Source organism: Pantoea dispersa, assembly GCF_035783935.1.
In the GTDB taxonomy this organism is placed as follows: Bacteria; Pseudomonadota; Gammaproteobacteria; order Enterobacterales; family Enterobacteriaceae; genus Pantoea; species Pantoea dispersa_C.
Window position 1 is genome coordinate 108,602 of sequence record NZ_JALKOV010000011.1, and the last position, 17,897, is coordinate 126,498.

A 17,897-nucleotide genomic window follows, 5' to 3' on the forward strand; every position below is an offset into this window, starting at 1 on the left:
CCGGTAACACCTATGCAGGCAGTAACGTCCATGACGAAAAAACCGACATTTTTACCCTGGTTCATTCTTCCCGCCACGCTGACCGCGATGGGGCTGGTCGTCGCGATGTTCGCGGTGATGCAGTTCAGCGTGCGCGCGTACATTCCCGGCTCGCTGGATGTCGGCGGCTTTACGCTGGCCAATTTTAGCGGCCTGTTTAAACGCATCTACGGCGATGCGTTTCTCAATACCGTGCTGCTCAGCGCCAAAACCGCGCTATTTGGGTTGCTGATGAGCTACCCGCTGGCCTATGCGCTAGTCCGCACCCGCACCGCGTGGATCAAATCCACCATTCTGATCATCGCGATTACGCCGCTGTTTCTTGGCGAAGTGGTGCGCACCTATTCGTGGATTATCGTGCTGGGTAACAGCGGTTTTCTCAATAGCCTGCTGCTGGCGCTGGGCATTATCAGCCAGCCGATCCAGTTTATGTTTACCCAGACCGGCGTGGTGGTGGCGCTGGTGCACGTCACCATGCCAATCATGGTGCTGATGCTGGCCACGGCGCTGTCACACATCAATCCGGACTACGAAAAAGCGGCTACCAGCCTCGGTGCCGGGCCGGTACGCGCGCTGCTGACGGTGACCATTCCGCTGTCGATTCCCGGCATCATCGCCAGTCTGACCACCGCGTTTGCCTGGACTTTCAGTGCCTTCGCAACGCCGCAACTGATTGGCGGCGGACGCGTCAGCACCGTAGCCACGCTGGTGTATCAGCTGGGCTTCTCCTCGATGAACTTCCCGTTTGCCGCAGCGCTGAGCATTGCCGGCCTGCTACTGACCATTCTGCTGCTGCTGGCGCTGAAGCGCATGACGCGCTTCCTGCACGCCATGGGAGGGCACTGATATGACCCGTTCGCACAATGACAAACTGATCGCGCTGCTGGGCAAACTGCTGGTGATCGCTATTCTGGCGTTTGTCATGCTGCCCACTGTCGTGGTGTTTATCTCGTCGTTCAGCAGCACCTCTGTGCTGTTCTTCCCGCCGAAAGGCTGGTCGCTGCGCTGGTTTGAGCGGGCGCTGAGCTATGACGATTTCCGTCACGGCTTCTGGTCCGGACTGATTGTCACGGCATGGGCGTCAACCCTGGCGGTGATTATCGGTGCCACGCTGGCGATTGCCATCGAACGCTATCGCTTTCCCTGCAAGCAAGTGCTCGAAAGCATTCTGCTGTCGCCGCTGTTTATTCCGCATTTCACCATTGGCCTCGGCCTGCTGATGCTGGTGTCGCAGCTCAATCTGGGACGCGGTTACGCGCTGGTGATTTTCTGCCACGTGGTGCTGGTGCTGCCGTTCGTGCTGCGCAGTGTCTATGTGTCGCTGAAAAATCTCGAGCAGCGGATAGAACTGGCGGCGGCCAGCCTCGGCGCATCGCAGCTGCGCGTAGTGTGGACCATTACCGTGCCGCTGATTCTGCCGGGCCTGTTTGGCGGCTGGCTGTTCGCGGCGATTCTCTCGTTCAATGAATTCACCGCCTCGCTGTTTATTACCACTCAGGCGACACAGACGCTGCCGGTGGCGATGTACAACTACGTGCGCGAATTCGCCGATCCAACGCTGGCAGCGCTGTCGGTTATTTATATTGCGGTGACCGCAACGATGTTAATTATCGCCAATAAATTTTTCGGGCTGGGGAAAATATTGAACGTCGATAGCGGGCATTAATTCCGCTGCGCCTTCAGGCCGCCGTCAGACAGTAAAACCGGGTGTTAATCGCCAGCGGCGCACTATTTCGCCGCGCGGGTGGCATGCAAACTATTTGGGGATGACCTATGTCAGTAGAAAAAATCAATACCGTGATTGTCGGAGCGGGTCAGGCGGGTATCGCCATGAGCGAACATCTGGCGCAGATGCAGATCCCGCACGTGGTGCTGGAGCGCAGCCGTATTGCCGAGCGTTGGCGCTCTGAACGCTGGGATTCGCTGGTGGCTAACGGCCCGGCGTGGCACGACCGCTTTCCTTCGCTGAAGTTTGATAACATTTCGCAGGAGGCGTTTCCGCCAAAAGAGCGCATGGCGCAGTATTTTGAAGATTACGTGAAGATGCTGAACGCGCCGGTGCGTACCGGCGTCGAGGTCCAGCAGGTGACGCGGCTGCCCGGACGCAGCGGCTTCCGGGTAGTGACCTCGGTGGGGGAGTTTGAAGCGGACAATGTGGTGGCTGCCACCGGCCCGTTCCAGAAGCCGGCGTTCCCGGCCATCGTGCCTGAAGGCGCGGTGCCGCAGCAGATCCACTCATCGGCCTATAAAAATCCGCAGCAGCTGGCGCCCGGTGCGGTGCTGGTGGTCGGTGCCGGCGCGTCCGGTACCCAGATCGCCGAGGAGCTGCGTCAGGCCGGCCGCGAGGTCTTTCTGTCGGTCGGCGAGCACTACCGCCCGCCGCGCGCCTATCGTGACCGCGATTACTGCTGGTGGCTGGGCGCGCTGGGGCTGTGGGACGAAGTGAAAATCAAACCGAAGAAACAGCACGTGGCCTTTGCCGTCAGCGGTTATGAAGGGGGGAAAACCGTGGATTTCCGCCGGCTGGCTCACATGGGGATTACGCTGGTCGGTATCACCGAGCGCTGGGACAACGGCGTGCTGCGCTTTGCGCCGGGGCTGGCAGAGAATATCGCCGAAGGCGACAGAGCTTATTTCGAGGTGCTGCGCGATGCGGATGCGTACATTGAGCGCAACGGGCTGGATTTACCCGCCGAGCCGCAGGCATGGGAGCTGTTGCCGGATCCCGACTGCCTGCTACATCCGCTGATGCAGCTGGATGTGCAGGCGGCGGGCATCAGCACTATCATCTGGGCCACCGGGTTTAAGTTCGATTTCAGCTGGCTGCAGGTGGATGCCTTCGATGAACAGGGCCTGCCATTCCACAAGCGCGGTATTTCTGCCGAGCGCGGTATTTATTTCCTTGGCCTGCCCAATCTGGTCAACCGGGCGTCGTCGTTTATTTACGGCGTGTGGCACGATGCGAAATATATTGCCGACCACATCGCGCTGCAAAATGCCTATACGGATTACGTGAAGTCGTAATTATTATTCCTGGTGCGCATCAATGCGCACCCTACGGAAGATCGACAATGACCGCACATACCGCTTTCTTGCAACGATTGAATTAGCACGATAAATCGTGCCGCTACACCAGGTGCGGCTGGAAGGTGCAGTAATAACAACGCGCACCAACCGTCGCGGCGCAATTTATTGCGCATTGGGCAGCAGTGCGGTGGACAAATAGCACGATAAATCGTGCCGCTACGCCAGGTGCGGCTGGAAGGTGTAGTAATAACAGCCCGCACCAACCTTAGCGGCGCAATTTATTGCGCATCGGGCAGCAGCGTGGAGGATAAATAGCACGATAAATCGTGCCGCTACACAAGGTGCGGCTGGAAGGTGCAGTAATAACAACGCGCACCAACCGTAGCGGCGCAATTTATTGCGCATCGGGCAGCAGTGCGGTGGACAAATAGCACGATAAATCGTGCCGCTACGCCAGATGCGGCTGGAAGGTGCAGTAATAGCAACGTGCACCAACCGTAGCGGCGCAATTTATTGCGCATCGGGCATCAGCGTGGCGGACAACTAGCACGATAAATCGTGCCGCTACGCCAGGTGCGGCTGGAAGGTGCAGTAATCACAGCGCGCACCAACCGTAGCGGCGCAATTTATTGCGCAACCTGACATAACAATCAGCAGATTCCAGACAAAAAATGCCGGTGGGCGATTGCTCGCGCACCGGCATCAGTTCAGTTTACTCAGCGGGAGCGTATTACAGCGCCATATCCTGCTTCGCAGACTCTTCGCGCGGTTTGGCCTGCGCAGGTGCCGACTGTTGATCGTCCATGTTAATCACTGGCGGTTTGGTCAGCTGCAGCACGGATGCGGTGTTATCCCATACCTGCTGGGTCAGCGCGGTGTTGCCGTTCAGCTTCTGGCCGAAGCTTGGCACGATAGCGCGGATCTTCTGCTGCCACTCCGGTGACGCGAACTGCTGTGGGAACAGCTTCTGCATCACGTTCAGGGTGATCGGTGCCGCGGTAGATGCACCCGGTGAAGCACCAAGCAGGGCCGCCACGGTTTTCTGCTGATCGGTCACGATTTCGGTACCCAGCTTCAGCACGCCGCCTTTCTCAGCATCTTTCTTGATGATCTGCACACGCTGGCCGGCCTGAATCAGTTTCCAGTCCTCTTTACGCGCGTTCGGGTAGTACTCTTTCAGCGCGGCAAAGCGATCGTCATCATTCAGCATCACCTGACCAATCAGGTATTTCACCAGGTCAAAGTTATCGATGCCCACGTGCGTCATCGGCATGAAGTTGCTGGTGGTGGTGGCGCTCAGCAGATCGAACAGCGAACCGTTTTTCAGGTACTTAGTCGAGAACGTGGCGAACGGCCCAAACAGCACCACTTTTTTACCGTCGAGGTTACGGGCATCGATGTGCGGTACCGACATCGGCGGTGCACCGACCGATGCCTGACCGTACACTTTCTCCAGGTGACGGCTGGTGACTTCCGGGTTTTCGGTCATCAGGAACGAACCGCCCACCGGGAAGCCGCCGTAGTTATCGGCTTCAGGAATGCCGGTTTTTTGCAGCAGCTTAATTGCCGCACCGCCCGCGCCGATGAATACGTATTTCGCATCCACTTCACGGTTTGCGCCGCTCTTCACGTCTTTGATGGTGACGTGCCATGAGTTGTCGCTGTTGCGTTTGAAATCAGTGACTTCAGAGGAGGTTTCCAGCTTGAAGTTCTGATCTTTCTGCAGGCTGCCGATCAGCTGACGGGTGATTTCACCGTAGTTGACGTCGGTGCCCACTGGCGTCCAGGTGGCGGCCACTTTCTGATTCGGATCGCGACCTTCCATCACCAGCGGTGCCCACTGCTCGATCTGCTTGTGATCGGTAGAGAACTTCATGCCCTGGAACAGGGTGGTTTTCTGCAGTGCCGCGTAACGTTTGGTCAGGTATTCGACATTTTTGTCGCCCCAGACAAAGCTCATGTGCGGGGTGGAATTGATGAACGAACGCGGATCGTGCAGCACGCCGCGCTGTACCTGGCTGGTGAGGAACTGGCGGGTAATCATGAACGATTCATTGATTTCCAGCGCTTTGCTCACGTCGATAGAACCGTCTTTACGCTCTGGCGTATAGTTCAGCTCCATGTTAGCGGAGTGACCGGTACCGGCGTTATTCCAGCCGTTCGAGGATTCCAGCGCGACGCCATCGAGACGCTCAACCATCAGCTGTTTCCAGCCCGGTTGCAGCTCCTGCAGCCAGGTACCGAGCGAGGCGCTCATGATACCGCCGCCAATCAGCAGCACGTCGGTTTTTTCTGGTGTGTTTTCAGCGTGAACCGCTGAAGAGACAAGCAGTGCCGTCAGCGAAAGCGCGGTCACAAGTTTTTTGGTCTGAGTCATGCCAGTCCTGTTTTATTTCAGTGCAGGTAACGTTAAAAATTCGGATGGCAAATTAAAAGATTGTTACGAAAAGATTAACTTGTTTTTAGTTAAATAAGTATTGAGGGTAATTAATTAACTTTTATAAAAGAAAGGTGGCGAAATAAACGACAGGAAAAGGGCAGCAGTGCGGGAAAAAGCAACAATATATCCGCTGGCGAAGCGCGGTTATTATTTATAACGACGGGCACGACTTAGGTCAAATTAAATCCGCTGCCGTGATGCCAAATCATGCATTATCACTGCACGGAGCGTGTTGATGATCTGCCCGCGAACTGGTTTACCCTACGGTCTCTGATGACTTGTTTAACTTTCGCGTGGACATGAGCATGGCGGGCAAAACCCTGTATGAAAAGCTGATCGAACAGCATGTGGTACGTCACCTCGACGATGAGGGGCACGTGCTGCTCTACATCGACCGGTCAATCCTCAACGAATACACCAGTCCGCAGGCATTCAGCGGTCTGCGTGACCGCCAGCGCCGCGTGCGCCATCCCGCCACCATTTTGCTCAATGTCGATCACGTCAATCCGACGCGGCCGGCGCGCGATGCGGCGATGACCGATGCCGGCGGCCAGCTGCAGGTGGATTACTTCCGCAAAAATGCGGAGCACTTTGGCATTGAGCTGTTTGACGTGCTCGACCCGCGACAGGGCATCGAACATGTGGTGGCGCACGAGCAGGGGCTGGTGATGCCGGGCATGGTGATTGCGGCTGGCGACAGCCATACCACGACCTACGGTGCGTTTGGCGCGCTGGGATTCGGCATCGGCACCTCGGAAATCGAGCATCTGCTGGCGACGCAGACGTTGATTTATCGCACGCTGAAAACCCTGCGCGTTGAAGTCACCGGCGAGCTGCCGTTTGGCTGCGCCGCCAAAGATATCGTGCTGGCGTTGATCGAACAGATTGGCGCATCTGGCGCAACCGGTTACGCCATCGAGTTCGTCGGCAGCGCCATCGATGCGCTGAGTATGGAAGGGCGCATGACGCTGTGCAACATGGCAGTGGAAGCCGGCGCGCGCGGGGCGATTATCGCGCCGGATGAGAAGGTCTACGCTTACATTGCCGGCAAACCACAAATGCCGGTGGGTGAACTGTGGCAGCAGGCGCTGGCCGAATGGCGCACGTTGCGCAGCGACGACGATGCAGAATTTGACCGGCGTCTGACCATTGACTGCAGCGATCTGGAACCGAAGGTCACCTGGGGCATCAGCCCGGATCAGACCTGCGCCATCAGCGGCCGCGTGCCGGATCCGGCTAACGAATCTGACCTGGTAAAACAGCAGGCGATGATAAATGCGCTGCACTATATGGGGCTGCAGGCGGACACGCCGCTGGCCGACATTGCTATCACCCACGCATTTATCGGCTCCTGCACCAACGGGCGCATTGAGGATTTGCGCGCCGCGGCGGCGGTGATTGGCGCGCGCAAAATCGCGCCGCACGTGCGCGGCATTATCGTGCCGGGCTCCACCCAGGTGCGACAGCAGGCGGAGGCGGAAGGGCTGGCAGCGATCTTTATCGACGCCGGCTTTGAGTGGCGTCAGTCGGGCTGCTCGATGTGTCTGGCGATGAACGAAGATGTGCTGGCGCCGGGCGACCGCTGTGCTTCTGGCACCAACCGTAACTTCGCCGGCCGTCAGGGCGCGGGCGCGCGCACCCATTTAATGAGCCCGGCGATGGTCGCTGCCGCGGCGCTGGCTGGCCATCTGGTCGATGTTCGTCACTATCTGCAATCCGGAGCCTGATATGCACGCTTTCACCACCCTCACCGGCAAGCTGGCGCCGTTGCCCGCCGCTAACATCGATACCGACGTGATCATGCCTAAGCAGTTTCTTAAAGGCATCGATCGGCAGGGACTGGACCGCGGCGTGTTCTTCGACCTGCGCTTTCTGGCCGACGGTACGCCGAATCCTGACTTTATTCTCAACCAGCCGGGCTGGCAGAACGCCAGTTTCCTGCTGGTCGGGGCCAATTTTGGCTGCGGCTCCAGCCGCGAACATGCGGTGTGGGGGCTGAATCAGCTCGGTATCCGCGCGATTATCGGCACCAGTTTCGCCGGCATTTTTGACGACAACTGCCAGCGTAACGGCGTGCTGACGCTAAGCCTGAGCGAGGCGGATTATCAGCGTCTGAGCGCGGTGGCCGCCGATGCGCAGCGCAACACCATCAGCGTGTCGCTGGAGCAGCAAACTATTCAGTTCGCGGATGAAGTGATTCACTTTACAGTCAGTGCCCTGAAGCGCGAGATGCTGATCGGAGGTGGCAGCGCGGTGGACTGGACGCTGCAATATGAAGCGGATATCAGCCAGTTTGAAGCGCAGCACTTTGCGCAGCGTCCGTGGCTGCAGCGCACCGGGAATCAGCCATGAGTGAGATTATCGATCGCGGCCCGTCGCCGTTCATTGCCGGTTTTAGTCTGCAGGACGTGACGCTGGATAATGGCGTCACGCTACGTGTAGCGAGCGGCGGCAAAGGCACGCCGCTGCTGATGCTGCACGGTCATCCGCAGAATCATCTGGCCTGGCGCAAAATTGCGCCGCAGCTGGCGCAGCACTATCAGGTGATCCTGCCGGATTTACGCGGTTACGGCGACAGCGATAAGCCCGCCAGTGACGCTGAACACCTGGCGTATGCCAAACGCAGCATGGCGCAGGACATCAGCCTGTTGATTGATGCGCTTGGTCTGCAGCGCGTGGCGTTTGTCGGCCACGATCGCGGCGGCCGCGTCGGGCACCGGCTGGCACTCGATCACCCGGAAAAAGTCAGCTGCTGCGTGTTTGTTGATATTGCACCGACCGCCACCATGTATGCGCTGACCGATCAGGCGTTCGCCACGCGCTACTTCTGGTGGTTCTTCCTGATTCAGCCGCATCCGCTGCCGGAAACTATGATTGGTCACGATCCGGCGTTCTTTTTGCGTAAACACATTGATGGTCAGCTGAAAACGCCGGGTGCGACCGAAGCGGCGGTGTTTGACGATTATCTACGCTGCTATCGCGATCCGGCGATGATCCACGCGGTGTGTGAAGATTATCGCGCCGCCGCCAGTATCGATCTGCAACACGATGCCGCCGACATCGACCGGCGCATTGCCTGCCCGCTGTTACTGCTGTGGGGCGAAAAGGGCACGGTCGGTCAGCTGTACGATGTGGTGCACACCTGGCAGGACAAGGCGCTGCAGGTGCAGGGCGAGGCGTTGCCGTGCGGCCATTCACCGCAGGAAGAGGTATCTGAACTGTTTCTGCGCCAGCTTCAGCGCTTCCTGGGATCTGTGTTATAACCACCTGGCGTTCACTCACCATGTGCTGTTATGAAAATACTGCTTGCCGGGAAAAGTTATCAGAAGCCGTTACAGGGCTGGCCGTCGATTGAAGACCTGTACGTGTTTATCAGCGTGGCGCGCCATGACGGTTTCGGCCGCGCGGCGATTGAGCTGGGTCAGTCACCGTCTTACATCAGTAAACGCATCGCCATTCTGGAAAAACAGCTGGAGACGCGGCTGTTTTTCCGTACCAATCGCGTGATGCGCCTGACGCCGGAAGGCGAAAAAGCGCTGGAGGGCGCACTGCAGGTGGTGCAGGAGATGGATGGCTTTCTCAATAACTTTCGCCAGTGGCGCGGTGAGCTGACCGGTGAAATTACCGTCGGCTGCTCGTTTGGCTTCGGCCAGGATTATTTGTCGGATGCGGTTTCGACATTCATCCACCAGCATCCGTCGCTGAATATTAAGCTGATGCTGAGCGATCGGGCATTTGACCTGCTGCACAGCGGCACCGACGTGGAAATTTGCGTCGGCGACGATCTCAATCCTTCCTATATTGCCCGCAAGATGATCGCCAACCGGCGCATTTTATGTGCTGCGCCCGCCTATTTATCCCGCGCCGGCACACCGGCCACGCTGGACGCGTTAATCCATCACAGCTGTCTGATCATTAATGAGCGCGATAATTCATTTGGCAACTGGGCGCTGACCAACGGTGAACAGCAGGTATTGTGTCGCCTGAACAGCCATTATTCTTCTAACAGCGGCAAGGTTATTCTTAACTGGGCATTACAGGCGCACGGTATTGCGCTGCGTTCGGCCTGGGATGTGGCGCCGTATCTGGCAACCGGCGAGCTGGTGGCGGTATTACCGCAGTGGTATCAGGAAGCCAATATCTGGGCGGTGTATACGCAGCGCGCGGCGGAGTCGCAGCGTATTAAAGTGTTTCTCGATTTTCTCGCCGCCTATTTTAATGAAAAAAGCCTGCCGGAAATGACGGGCAGGCCATAAACAGTAAAACGCGTTAATTCCAGCATCAGCCGTAAGCCACCTTGTCATTGATGTGATACAGCGTGGCGGTGGCAGCCATCACATGCTGGCCATCGTGGCCCGGCTCATGCGATTCAACATCGGTAATGTGATAACCGACCGCACCGGCCGCCTGCGCTTTTTTCACAATGGCGTCGGTTAATTCTTCCATTGAGGTAGCCCAGCTTACAGATGTCACGCCTGCCGGATGGATTGAGGATAATTCGCGGTGCGTCAGATCGGCGCGAATCAGAACCGGTTTAACATTTTGCGGTGTAAAAATGGAGATCACATCGTTAATTAACGCTTTCATGGTCTTACTCCTCAAAATAACAACAGAGCCGGAAATGAATTAACCGTTTCTGACATCATTGATTATTGGTTTATAAATACCGGCACAGCGCACGGTGAATCATCATGCCGGCAGGCTTAATAAACACCTTTTGAGATTATGCGTTTTAGCTTTAATTGCTAATCAGATGTTAAGAAAAGTTCCGCCACAACTCCGTCAATGTTTCGCTACTATTTTTTCATCTGGTTACATTTACCACGTAGAATAACAGGCAGAAGGAGCAGGCCATCCGTGGCCTGAGGTTTAAAATTCGCGCTGACCGCCCAGCTCAATCACCCGGTTGGGCGGAATATGAAACTGCTCATGGGCACGTAATGCATTGCGCTGGCAGAAGTGAAAAATTCCGCCGCGAATACGTGCCAGACCGCGACGTTTCTTCATCACCAGCGTATCGTGCGCGGTAAAAAATGACGCTTCATTCACCGTGCAGCCAAAGCCCTCCAATCCGCACAGATGCAGAATCTCCGCCATTGACGGCACTTCGCGCCAGCCGTAGGCCGCCGTGACCTGCCAGAATGACGGCGACAGCTGCGTAATGCTGATGCGCTGCTGGTTATAGACGCGCGGCGTGTCGGTGGTGCGGATATGCAGCAGCACCACGCGGCGGTGCAGCACGCGGTTATGCTTGAGGTTATGCAGCAGCGCCTGGGGAATTTCAAACTCCTTGCGCGCAAGGAAGATGGCGGTGCCGTCGACGCGGTTCGGCGGATTGCTCTCCAGCGATTTTACCAGCGCCAGCAGGCCATCCTGATCGTTATTCAGACGACGAATCAGGCGGTTACGCTCGCTGCTCCAGATCAGCATCAGCCCCATCATGGTGAGCGCCAGCAGCACCGGCACCCAGCCGCCAGACAGCAGTTTCATCAGGTTGGCGATGAACAGCGGCACGTCGACCACCAGCATACACAGCAGGAACAGCAGCGCCAGCGGCAGCGGCCAGCGCCAGTTGCGCAGCGCCACCACGCCCGCGAGGCAGGCGGTGATCACCATGGTACCGGTCACCACAATGCCGTAAGCCGATGACAACGCGGACGACTGACGGAAGGCCAGCACGATTAGCATCACGGCGGTAAACAGCAGCCAGTTCACCACCGGAATGTAAATCTGGCCGGACTCGGTATGCGAGGTAAAAATGATGCGCATCGGCGGTAAAAAGCCCTGGCGAATGGCCTGATGCGTCAGGGTATAAACGCCGGAAATCACCGCCTGCGCCGCGATTACCGTGGCCAGCGTCGACAGCACAATCAGCGGGATCTGCGCCCAGCCGGGGGCCAGATTAAAGAACGGATTGCTCAGCGCCTGCGCATCGGCGATCACCAGCGCGCCCTGGCCGAAATAATTCAGCACCAGCGCCGGCATGGCAATCACCAGCCAGGCGAGGCGAATCGGTGCTTTGCCCAGATGGCCCATGTCTGCATACAGCGCTTCCGCGCCGGTCACCGCCAGCACCACCATGCCCATCGCCGCGAGCGAGAGCGCTTTGTGGCTGAGCAGGAAGGTCAGCGCATAGGACGGGCTGAGCGCGTGCAGCACTTCCGGGTTGAGCAGAATACCGCGTACGCCGAGCGCGCCGATGGCCACAAACCAGACAAACATCACCGGACCAAATACCCGGCTGACCTTTTCGGTACCGTGTTTCTGAATAATGAACAGCAGCGCGAGAATGGTCAGCGCCAGCGGCACCACGTATTTTTCCAGCCCGGGTGAGACCACCTGAATGCCTTCAATCGCCGACAGCACCGAGATGGCCGGCGTTATCACGCCATCACCGTAGAAAAATGCGCCACCAATCAGACCGGCCAGCACGATGATATGCCCGGCTTTGCTGCCGACGTTGCGGCGGGCCAGCGACATCAGCGTCAGAATGCCGCCTTCGCCGTCGTGGTCGGCGCGCATCACGAAGCAGACATATTTCAGCGTCACGATCAGCGTCAGCGCCCAGAAGATCAGTGATAAAAAGCCCATTACCGCCAGCGCCGACGGCGCGCCGTCCGGCAAAATCGACAGACACTCTTTCAGGGTATACAGCGGGCTGGTGCCGATATCACCAAATACGATCCCGGCGGCGGCCAGCATGCCGGCAGGCAGAGACTGTTTCTCTGATTGACTCATACATTTCCTGTTTCTTCGGGGAGAAAGGGCGATGGCCATCAACCGCACTGGCGTGTCGCAATCACCCACTTTTATGCTGGCGAAGATAGCGTTTCAGCGGCGTAATCGGTAGGGGGTGGCGTTTTTTTGTACGCGATTTTTATACCAATCGGGCAAATTTTTACGCCATTTTTACACCGCTGCGGCTTTTTCAACCTGAAGTGTAGACGATTCAGACAGCAGGAAAAGCGGGCTGGCGTGCAGAAAATGGGGTGGGGGAGCGCAGGTAGTGAGATGATTAAAAATGCAGGAAATAGCGATGCTAAGACTTTGTACTAAAAATTATGTCCGTACCCTCTGACCGCACAATATGTAGCGGCGCGATTTATCGCGCGTTTTAAATGACCGCACCGCTGTGGGTAGCGCAATAAATTGCGCCGCTACGAGCGGTGCGGTAATCCTGTTCCTGCCTGTATTAACAGGCAAGTAATCCTTACCAACCCTTAATAATATCGCCTTTATAAATCTCGTTGGCTTTATCCAGCACGGCCTGCGACTGGAATGCCTCTTTCAGCTTCTGCACGTTCGGGCTGTCTTTATTGTCTTCGCGCGCCACAATCGCATTCACGTACGGCGAGGCTTTGCCTTCCATAAACATCCCGTCACGCGAGGCAGACAAATTCACCAGCGCAGCAAAATTATTATTGATGATCGACAGATAAACCTGCGGATCGTCCAGCGTACGCGCCAGCTGCGGCGTATCCACTTCCACAATCTTCAGCTTTTTCGGGTTGTCGGTAATGTCCAGCGTGGTCGGCAGCAGACCGGCTTCGGGTTTCACCTTCAGCAGGCCCTGCGCCTGTAACAGCAGCAGGCTGCGGCCCAGGGTGGTGGCTTCGTTAGACACGGTCACGGTAGCGCCATCCGGCAGATCCTGCAGGGATTTAATCTTGCGCGAATAACCGGCAATCGGGAAAACAAAGGTGTTAGTCACCACGGCAAACTTATAACCGCGCTCTTTAGACTGCATCTCCAGATAAGGCAGGCTCTGGAAGGCGTTGGCGTCCACATCTTTATTAAACAGCGCTTCGTTCGGCTGCACGTAATCGTTAAACGCCACCACATCGACGTCGAGCTGATATTTATCGTGCGCCACCTGCTTCACGGTTTGCCACAGCACTTCATCCGGTCCGGTGTTGATCGCCACTTTGATTTTGTTGTCGTTGTGATTATCACAGGCACTGAGCAGAGTGACAGAGGCCGCCAGCAGGGCGGTAAGCCATGTTTTTTTCATTGTTAGCAGGTTTCCTTATGTTTGCAGGAAACCGACTATATTATACGTCCAGACGTCTGTACATCCATGCGCGGTGCGATCGCCTGATATTTATCCAGCGCGCCTGCGTAAGCGCTACGGCTGCGGATGGTGCAGACAGGCCAGATAGCGGCGGCCCGACTGCTGCACCGCTTCATCGGCGTGCGAGAGAATCTCGCGGCCGGCAAACGCGCCGTACAGGCGTGTAAACGCCACGCCCTGCAACCGCTGCAGCATGGCTGTCACCGTGGCGCCGGCCAGCGGTAACATATTGGGATAGCTCCACATAAACGAAACCGCGCTGGCACCGGGTGTCACCTGCAGAATATCGCCGCTCAGCAGCACGCCGCCATCGTGCGCCCGGTGCAACACCGTGCCGCCGGCAAAGTGGCCGCCGAGGCGCAACAGCTGTACGCCGGGCAGCAGATCGCAGCTGTCGCCGTGCCAGCGTTGCAGACGCGGCGAAGGCCGCATGATCCACTCGCTGTCGCTGGCGTGCAGGTACACCGGCGCGTCAAAGGCGTCGGCCCAGTCCTGCATGGTGCTGTAATAGTGGGGATGGGAGATGGCGATGGCGTGCAGGCCGCCGAGCGCGCGCAGCAGCGTGATGGTGGCGTCATCCAGATGGGCGATGCAATCCCACAAAATATTGCCGTGCGGTGTTTGCAGCACAAAGGCGCGCTGGTTGATGGCAAAATCCGGTACGGTTTGCAGGCTGAGCAGTCCGGGCTCCAGCTGCTGCCACTTGTTCTGATGCGACGCGCGCAGCGCAGACTGATCGATCCACTGCTGCCCGCCGGGCGGCACGAACTGGCGTTCATCCTGACAAATGCGACACTGCGTAAGGGCAGGTTGCTGTTGCTGATAAGACGTGCCGCAGGCGGTGCAAATGGTGATCATGTTTTCTCCTCACAGTCTGGTGAGGATCAGTGTAGGCAAGGTACGAGGTTAGCGCGCGTTGTCCTGCTGCGGCTGCAGCTGATAAATCCACGCCGTCAGCTGCTGGCCGTCGGATGTGGTGACCTCAACCGGCACCCGGTCGTAGCCATCTTCAAACTCATCCAGCATCGGCCAGTGCAGCGCCAGCCGATCCGAGCTGAACAGATAACCCGGCACGCGCGCGCCGTGCTCATCCAGTACGATGCCGGGAAAATCGGCGGCCGCGCCCCAGCCGTTGGCATAATAGGTACCGCCTACCGTACCCGCCAGCCACTCACCGCCGATGTTCTCCAGAATGTGGGCATTGCACTGGCCCGGCTGCAGCGTGCCATAGACGAAAAGCGTGTTCATTTTCCCTCGTAAAATCATGCAAAAGCGCTACTGTACCTGCCAGCCGCCGTCCTGTCATCCGGCGGTGAACCGTCACTGCGGCGGCGACATTCTGCACTTCCGGCTGTGCAATCGCTCGTAATGTGAGAACGCGTGTAGCGTAAATGGTTAACGTAACCGCTGATATTTACATGTGCTGCCAGCCAGCGTTCTCTTTTCAACAGGTATCCGCGCTATGTTAAAGGGTTCCAGCCTTTGCCGGAGTGCTATCCGGGAATATCCGCACTCCGCCCAGTTTGATGGCAAAAAGTTTCGCAACGTCCGACCGCGTCAGTCGCTGAGCTTCAGCGAATACCGCAAAATGCTGTGGGATTTGCTGTTCAATAAACCCAAAGATACCCAGCCCGAGGTCGCGCTGCCGGTGCAGCCCATCACGGCCGCCGCGCTGGCACAGGCCGCGCCGAACAGCGTTTTTCGCCTCGGCCACTCTTCGCTGTTGCTGAAGCTCAACGGGCAATTCTGGCTGACCGATCCGGTGTTCGCCGAGCGCGCATCCCCTTTTAAGCGACTGGGACCAAAGCGCTTTCAGCCGGCACCGATTGCCGTGGCTGACCTGCCGCCAATCGAAGGCATTATTTTGTCGCACGATCATTACGATCACCTGGATTACCACACCATCATGCAGCTGAAAGATCGGGTGAAGCACTTTCTCACGCCGCTTGGCGTCGGCGATTTGCTGATTAAGTGGGGCGTGGCACCTGAGAAAGTCACCCAGCTCGACTGGTGGCAGGCGCAGGATATCGGCGGCATCCATTTTGTCGCGACACCGTCGCAGCACTTTTCCGGCCGTGGCCTGTTCGACAGCAACAAACGGTTGTGGTGTTCGTGGACATTAATTTCTGACCGGTTCCGCCTGTTTTTTGGCGGTGACTCCGGCTACTTCGATGGTTTCAAAGAGATTGGTCGCAGATACGGCTCGTTTGATGCGGCGTTTCTGGAAAACGGCGCTTACGATGCACGCTGGGCCGACATTCATATGCTGCCGCCGGACACGCTGCGCGCGTTTCAGGACCTCAACGCGCGCTGGCTGTTTCCGATTCACAACGCGGCTTTTGATTTAGCTTTTCATCGCTGGGACGATCCGTTTACGCAGATTGTCCAGCTGGCGGCGGAGCATCAGGTTCAACTGTGTCTGCCGATGCTGGGCGAGGGCGTCGATCTGTTACAGCCGCAGCCCAGCGCGGCCTGGTGGTAAACACAGCAACCCGATGGCCGCGAGGCGATCGGGTTGTAATGATCAGGTGGTGAGTTCGTCATACAGGCTGCGCAGCCGGGTGCGCAGAAACAGAACCGCTTTATGTTTGCGCGACAGCAGCGCCTGCACGCTACATCCGCTCTCAGTGGCCAGATCCTGATAGCTGAAGCCGAGCAGTTCGGTCTTTTCAAACACCTCGCGCTGCGCAGCTGGCAGTTCCGCGAGGGCGTCGTCCAGCTCTTCCCACAGCAGCGTCTTCAGATACTCATCCTCTGGCGTTTGCGCCACGCCAAACAGCGTTTCGGCAATTTCATCCTCGGGGAAATCCTCGTCATCAGCGGCACTGAACAGCGACAGCTCGCGTTTTTTCCGCGAACGATCGGTGATCTCGTTACGCGCGGCGCGAAACAGCCAGGCGCTGACGTTTTCCACCGGCTGTTCCACCTGCAGCAGTTTCCAGCTGATCTCCTGCAGAATATCCTCGGCCTCGTCGTGACGGTCGCTGCGGCCGCGAATAAAGGCGCTGAGCTTAGTGCGACAGGCGCTGAGGGCCGCCAGCAGCCGCGAATCCTGCGCCATGCCGCTTACTCTGTATCCGGGGATTTGGCGGGCGCATCGTCTGCGGCTGGCCGCGCATCATCACGCTGGCTGCGGCGATCGTGCCAGTCACAACGTCCGCCATGATGACCACGACCACCGAAACGCTCGCGCCGCTGCTGCATAAAGGCTTCGCGCTGCTCCGGCGTCATTTGCATCCAGCGTTCATGCATGCGGCGGCGCGCCATGCCAAACATGCCGGGACGGATGCCCAGCCCGCCGAACAGGATGCGGCACAGCACCAGCAGCCCGAGCGCCTGCCAGAAGCCAATACTTTTTACGCCGGTCAACTCCGGCAGCAGCGCATTCCACAGCGACATCACCAGCAGGCCAAGGGCGGCAAACAGCGCCACGCCGAGCAGCAGCGGTTTCGCCAGGCGGTGATGGCCAAAACGGTGACCACGTGGGTGCATATCAAAATCTCTCATCGGGGTTCCTCATTACAGTGTCAGAGCATGTGTGTGAGGAGGTAGACGAATCAGCAACCAAAATATTGCTGACCGAAGGCAAAAAATTTGCGGGTTATGACCGCAAAGCCGCTGGCTTGACTTCTTGCCTGCCTGCCAGTAGGTTGACCGATCTGTTGATCTACCGGATAACGTTATGACCGCGCGTTCCTCAAAAGCCAGCGAAATCATGGCCTGTACCCGCCAGTTGCTCACCGCCGGCGGCTATAAAAGCTTCAGCTACGCCGATATTGCGGCGCAGGTGGATATCCGCAAGGCCAGCATTCACCATCATTTTCCCGGCAAGGCCGATCTGGTGAAAGCCGTGGTGGAAGAGTATCGCGCGGAAGCGCAGGCGGGTATGCGGGCGATGGATGAACAGATCAACGATCCGCTAAATGAAGTGAAAGCCTATGTTGATTTCTGGGCGCACTGTATCAAAGAGGGCACGTCGCCTTTCTGCATCTGCGCGATGCTGGCGGCGGAAATGCCCACGCTGCCGCCGGATGTCGCCACCGAAGTCAGCGGCCACTTCAGCGATCTCTCGGGCTGGTTAGCGCGCCAGCTGGAGAGAGGCGCTGACAGCGGCGTTTTTCAGCTCAGCGACAGCGCCGAAAACGAAGCCAAAACCCTGATGGCCGGCGTGCACGGCGCGATGCTGGCAGCGCGGGCGTTTAATAATGCCGGGGTATTCGAGCAGATTGCCAGGCCGCTGCTGCATAAGCTGATTAAAGCGGGTTGAGCCTGTTCTGCGGCTGATTTTGCTAAGCTTATTGCTTTGATAGCAACTCATGT

General features: G+C 57.7%; 17 protein-coding genes. 9 read left to right on the forward strand and 8 right to left on the reverse strand.

Annotated features, from left to right (window positions below; all coding sequences use genetic code 11):
* Positions 1-30 precede the first annotated feature (30 nt).
* The 3 genes from MXF20_RS19460 (at position 31) to MXF20_RS19470 (ending at position 3,063) form a co-directional block, all read left to right on the forward strand.
* Positions 31-885 (forward strand): ABC transporter permease, encoded by an 855-nt coding sequence (locus tag MXF20_RS19460; RefSeq protein ID WP_021509491.1) that lies wholly within the window; start codon positions 31-33, stop codon positions 883-885.
* 1 nt (position 886) lies between these two features.
* On the forward strand, positions 887-1,705 hold the full coding sequence (locus MXF20_RS19465) for an ABC transporter permease (RefSeq protein WP_325970885.1): 819 nt from the start codon (positions 887-889) through the stop codon (positions 1,703-1,705).
* Positions 1,706-1,812: 107 nt separating this feature from the next.
* Positions 1,813-3,063 carry an NAD(P)/FAD-dependent oxidoreductase gene (locus MXF20_RS19470; protein ID WP_325970886.1) on the forward strand — a complete coding sequence of 417 codons (1,251 nt, stop codon included), beginning with the start codon at positions 1,813-1,815 and terminating at the stop codon, positions 3,061-3,063.
* 733 nt (positions 3,064-3,796) lie between these two features.
* On the opposite strand, the gene mqo is transcribed toward MXF20_RS19470, so the two are convergent.
* Positions 3,797-5,443, reverse strand: a complete 1,647-nt coding sequence (gene mqo, locus MXF20_RS19475; RefSeq protein WP_325970887.1) for a malate dehydrogenase (quinone) — start codon at positions 5,441-5,443, stop codon at positions 3,797-3,799.
* 368 nt (positions 5,444-5,811) lie between these two features.
* Here mqo and leuC point away from each other — a divergent pair, with 368 nt between their 5' ends.
* From leuC to MXF20_RS19495, 4 genes are read left to right on the forward strand one after another with little or no spacing between them, the layout of a single operon-like run.
* Positions 5,812-7,233: a 3-isopropylmalate dehydratase large subunit gene (leuC, locus tag MXF20_RS19480; protein ID WP_325970888.1), complete on the forward strand. Its 1,422-nt coding sequence runs from the start codon at positions 5,812-5,814 to the stop codon at positions 7,231-7,233.
* A gap of 1 nt (position 7,234) precedes the next feature.
* Complete coding sequence (gene leuD, locus MXF20_RS19485; protein WP_325970890.1) at positions 7,235-7,858, forward strand: 3-isopropylmalate dehydratase small subunit; 624 nt, start codon at positions 7,235-7,237, stop codon at positions 7,856-7,858.
* A complete protein-coding gene (locus MXF20_RS19490) occupies positions 7,855-8,769 on the forward strand; it encodes an alpha/beta hydrolase (RefSeq protein ID WP_325970891.1) in 915 nt (304 codons plus the stop codon). Before leuD ends, MXF20_RS19490 begins: the two co-directional genes overlap by 4 nt.
* 30 nt (positions 8,770-8,799) lie before the next feature.
* Positions 8,800-9,762 carry a LysR family transcriptional regulator gene (locus tag MXF20_RS19495; RefSeq protein ID WP_325970892.1) on the forward strand — a complete coding sequence of 321 codons (963 nt, stop codon included), beginning with the start codon at positions 8,800-8,802 and terminating at the stop codon, positions 9,760-9,762.
* A 25-nt stretch (positions 9,763-9,787) separates the two neighbouring features.
* Here MXF20_RS19495 and MXF20_RS19500 read toward each other — a convergent pair whose 3' ends face one another.
* The 5 genes from MXF20_RS19500 to MXF20_RS19520 form a co-directional block, all read right to left on the reverse strand.
* On the reverse strand, positions 9,788-10,093 hold the full coding sequence (locus MXF20_RS19500; RefSeq protein ID WP_021509483.1) for a DUF1471 domain-containing protein: 306 nt from the start codon (positions 10,091-10,093) through the stop codon (positions 9,788-9,790).
* Between the two features lie 282 nt (positions 10,094-10,375).
* Positions 10,376-12,244, reverse strand: a complete 1,869-nt coding sequence (kup, locus tag MXF20_RS19505; protein ID WP_325970893.1) for a low affinity potassium transporter Kup — start codon at positions 12,242-12,244, stop codon at positions 10,376-10,378.
* Between the two features lie 472 nt (positions 12,245-12,716).
* Positions 12,717-13,517, reverse strand: coding sequence for a MetQ/NlpA family lipoprotein (locus MXF20_RS19510; RefSeq protein WP_325970895.1), 801 nt, complete (start codon positions 13,515-13,517; stop codon positions 12,717-12,719).
* 114 nt (positions 13,518-13,631) lie between these two features.
* The gene (locus MXF20_RS19515) at positions 13,632-14,435 is read right to left on the reverse strand and encodes an MBL fold metallo-hydrolase (protein WP_325970896.1); all 804 of its coding nucleotides are present in this window, start codon (positions 14,433-14,435) and stop codon (positions 13,632-13,634) included.
* Positions 14,436-14,483: 48 nt separating this feature from the next.
* The gene (locus MXF20_RS19520) at positions 14,484-14,825 is read right to left on the reverse strand and encodes a gamma-glutamylcyclotransferase family protein (RefSeq protein WP_325970897.1); all 342 of its coding nucleotides are present in this window, start codon (positions 14,823-14,825) and stop codon (positions 14,484-14,486) included.
* A 214-nt stretch (positions 14,826-15,039) separates the two neighbouring features.
* Here MXF20_RS19520 and MXF20_RS19525 point away from each other — a divergent pair, with 214 nt between their 5' ends.
* Positions 15,040-16,059 (forward strand): MBL fold metallo-hydrolase, encoded by a 1,020-nt coding sequence (locus MXF20_RS19525; RefSeq protein WP_325970898.1) that lies wholly within the window; start codon positions 15,040-15,042, stop codon positions 16,057-16,059.
* Between the two features lie 42 nt (positions 16,060-16,101).
* On the opposite strand, the gene MXF20_RS19530 is transcribed toward MXF20_RS19525, so the two are convergent.
* Both MXF20_RS19530 and MXF20_RS19535 read right to left on the reverse strand, forming a co-directional pair.
* On the reverse strand, positions 16,102-16,638 hold the full coding sequence (locus tag MXF20_RS19530) for an RNA polymerase sigma factor (protein WP_325970900.1): 537 nt from the start codon (positions 16,636-16,638) through the stop codon (positions 16,102-16,104).
* A gap of 5 nt (positions 16,639-16,643) precedes the next feature.
* Complete coding sequence (locus tag MXF20_RS19535) at positions 16,644-17,084, reverse strand: hypothetical protein (protein ID WP_325970902.1); 441 nt, start codon at positions 17,082-17,084, stop codon at positions 16,644-16,646.
* A gap of 175 nt (positions 17,085-17,259) precedes the next feature.
* On the opposite strand from MXF20_RS19535, the gene MXF20_RS19540 reads away from it, so the two are divergent.
* A complete protein-coding gene (locus MXF20_RS19540) occupies positions 17,260-17,844 on the forward strand; it encodes a TetR/AcrR family transcriptional regulator (RefSeq protein ID WP_325970904.1) in 585 nt (194 codons plus the stop codon).
* Positions 17,845-17,897: the final 53 nt, after the last annotated feature.

Excerpts from the sequence above, each read along its gene's own strand:
- MXF20_RS19460 (WP_021509491.1), top strand. The coding sequence starts at position 31 with ATGACGAAAAAACCGACATTTTTACCCTGGTTCATTCTTCCCGCCACG.
- MXF20_RS19465 (WP_325970885.1), top strand. The coding sequence starts at position 887 with ATGACCCGTTCGCACAATGACAAACTGATCGCGCTGCTGGGCAAACTG.
- MXF20_RS19470 (WP_325970886.1), top strand. The coding sequence starts at position 1,813 with ATGTCAGTAGAAAAAATCAATACCGTGATTGTCGGAGCGGGTCAGGCG.
- mqo (WP_325970887.1), bottom strand. The coding sequence starts at position 5,443 with ATGACTCAGACCAAAAAACTTGTGACCGCGCTTTCGCTGACGGCACTG.
- leuC (WP_325970888.1), top strand. The coding sequence starts at position 5,812 with ATGGCGGGCAAAACCCTGTATGAAAAGCTGATCGAACAGCATGTGGTA.
- leuD (WP_325970890.1), top strand. The coding sequence starts at position 7,235 with ATGCACGCTTTCACCACCCTCACCGGCAAGCTGGCGCCGTTGCCCGCC.
- MXF20_RS19490 (WP_325970891.1), top strand. The coding sequence starts at position 7,855 with ATGAGTGAGATTATCGATCGCGGCCCGTCGCCGTTCATTGCCGGTTTT.
- MXF20_RS19495 (WP_325970892.1), top strand. The coding sequence starts at position 8,800 with ATGAAAATACTGCTTGCCGGGAAAAGTTATCAGAAGCCGTTACAGGGC.
- MXF20_RS19500 (WP_021509483.1), bottom strand. The coding sequence starts at position 10,093 with ATGAAAGCGTTAATTAACGATGTGATCTCCATTTTTACACCGCAAAAT.
- kup (WP_325970893.1), bottom strand. The coding sequence starts at position 12,244 with ATGAGTCAATCAGAGAAACAGTCTCTGCCTGCCGGCATGCTGGCCGCC.
- MXF20_RS19510 (WP_325970895.1), bottom strand. The coding sequence starts at position 13,517 with ATGAAAAAAACATGGCTTACCGCCCTGCTGGCGGCCTCTGTCACTCTG.
- MXF20_RS19515 (WP_325970896.1), bottom strand. The coding sequence starts at position 14,435 with ATGATCACCATTTGCACCGCCTGCGGCACGTCTTATCAGCAACAGCAA.
- MXF20_RS19520 (WP_325970897.1), bottom strand. The coding sequence starts at position 14,825 with ATGAACACGCTTTTCGTCTATGGCACGCTGCAGCCGGGCCAGTGCAAT.
- MXF20_RS19525 (WP_325970898.1), top strand. The coding sequence starts at position 15,040 with ATGTTAAAGGGTTCCAGCCTTTGCCGGAGTGCTATCCGGGAATATCCG.
- MXF20_RS19530 (WP_325970900.1), bottom strand. The coding sequence starts at position 16,638 with ATGGCGCAGGATTCGCGGCTGCTGGCGGCCCTCAGCGCCTGTCGCACT.
- MXF20_RS19535 (WP_325970902.1), bottom strand. The coding sequence starts at position 17,084 with ATGAGAGATTTTGATATGCACCCACGTGGTCACCGTTTTGGCCATCAC.
- MXF20_RS19540 (WP_325970904.1), top strand. The coding sequence starts at position 17,260 with ATGACCGCGCGTTCCTCAAAAGCCAGCGAAATCATGGCCTGTACCCGC.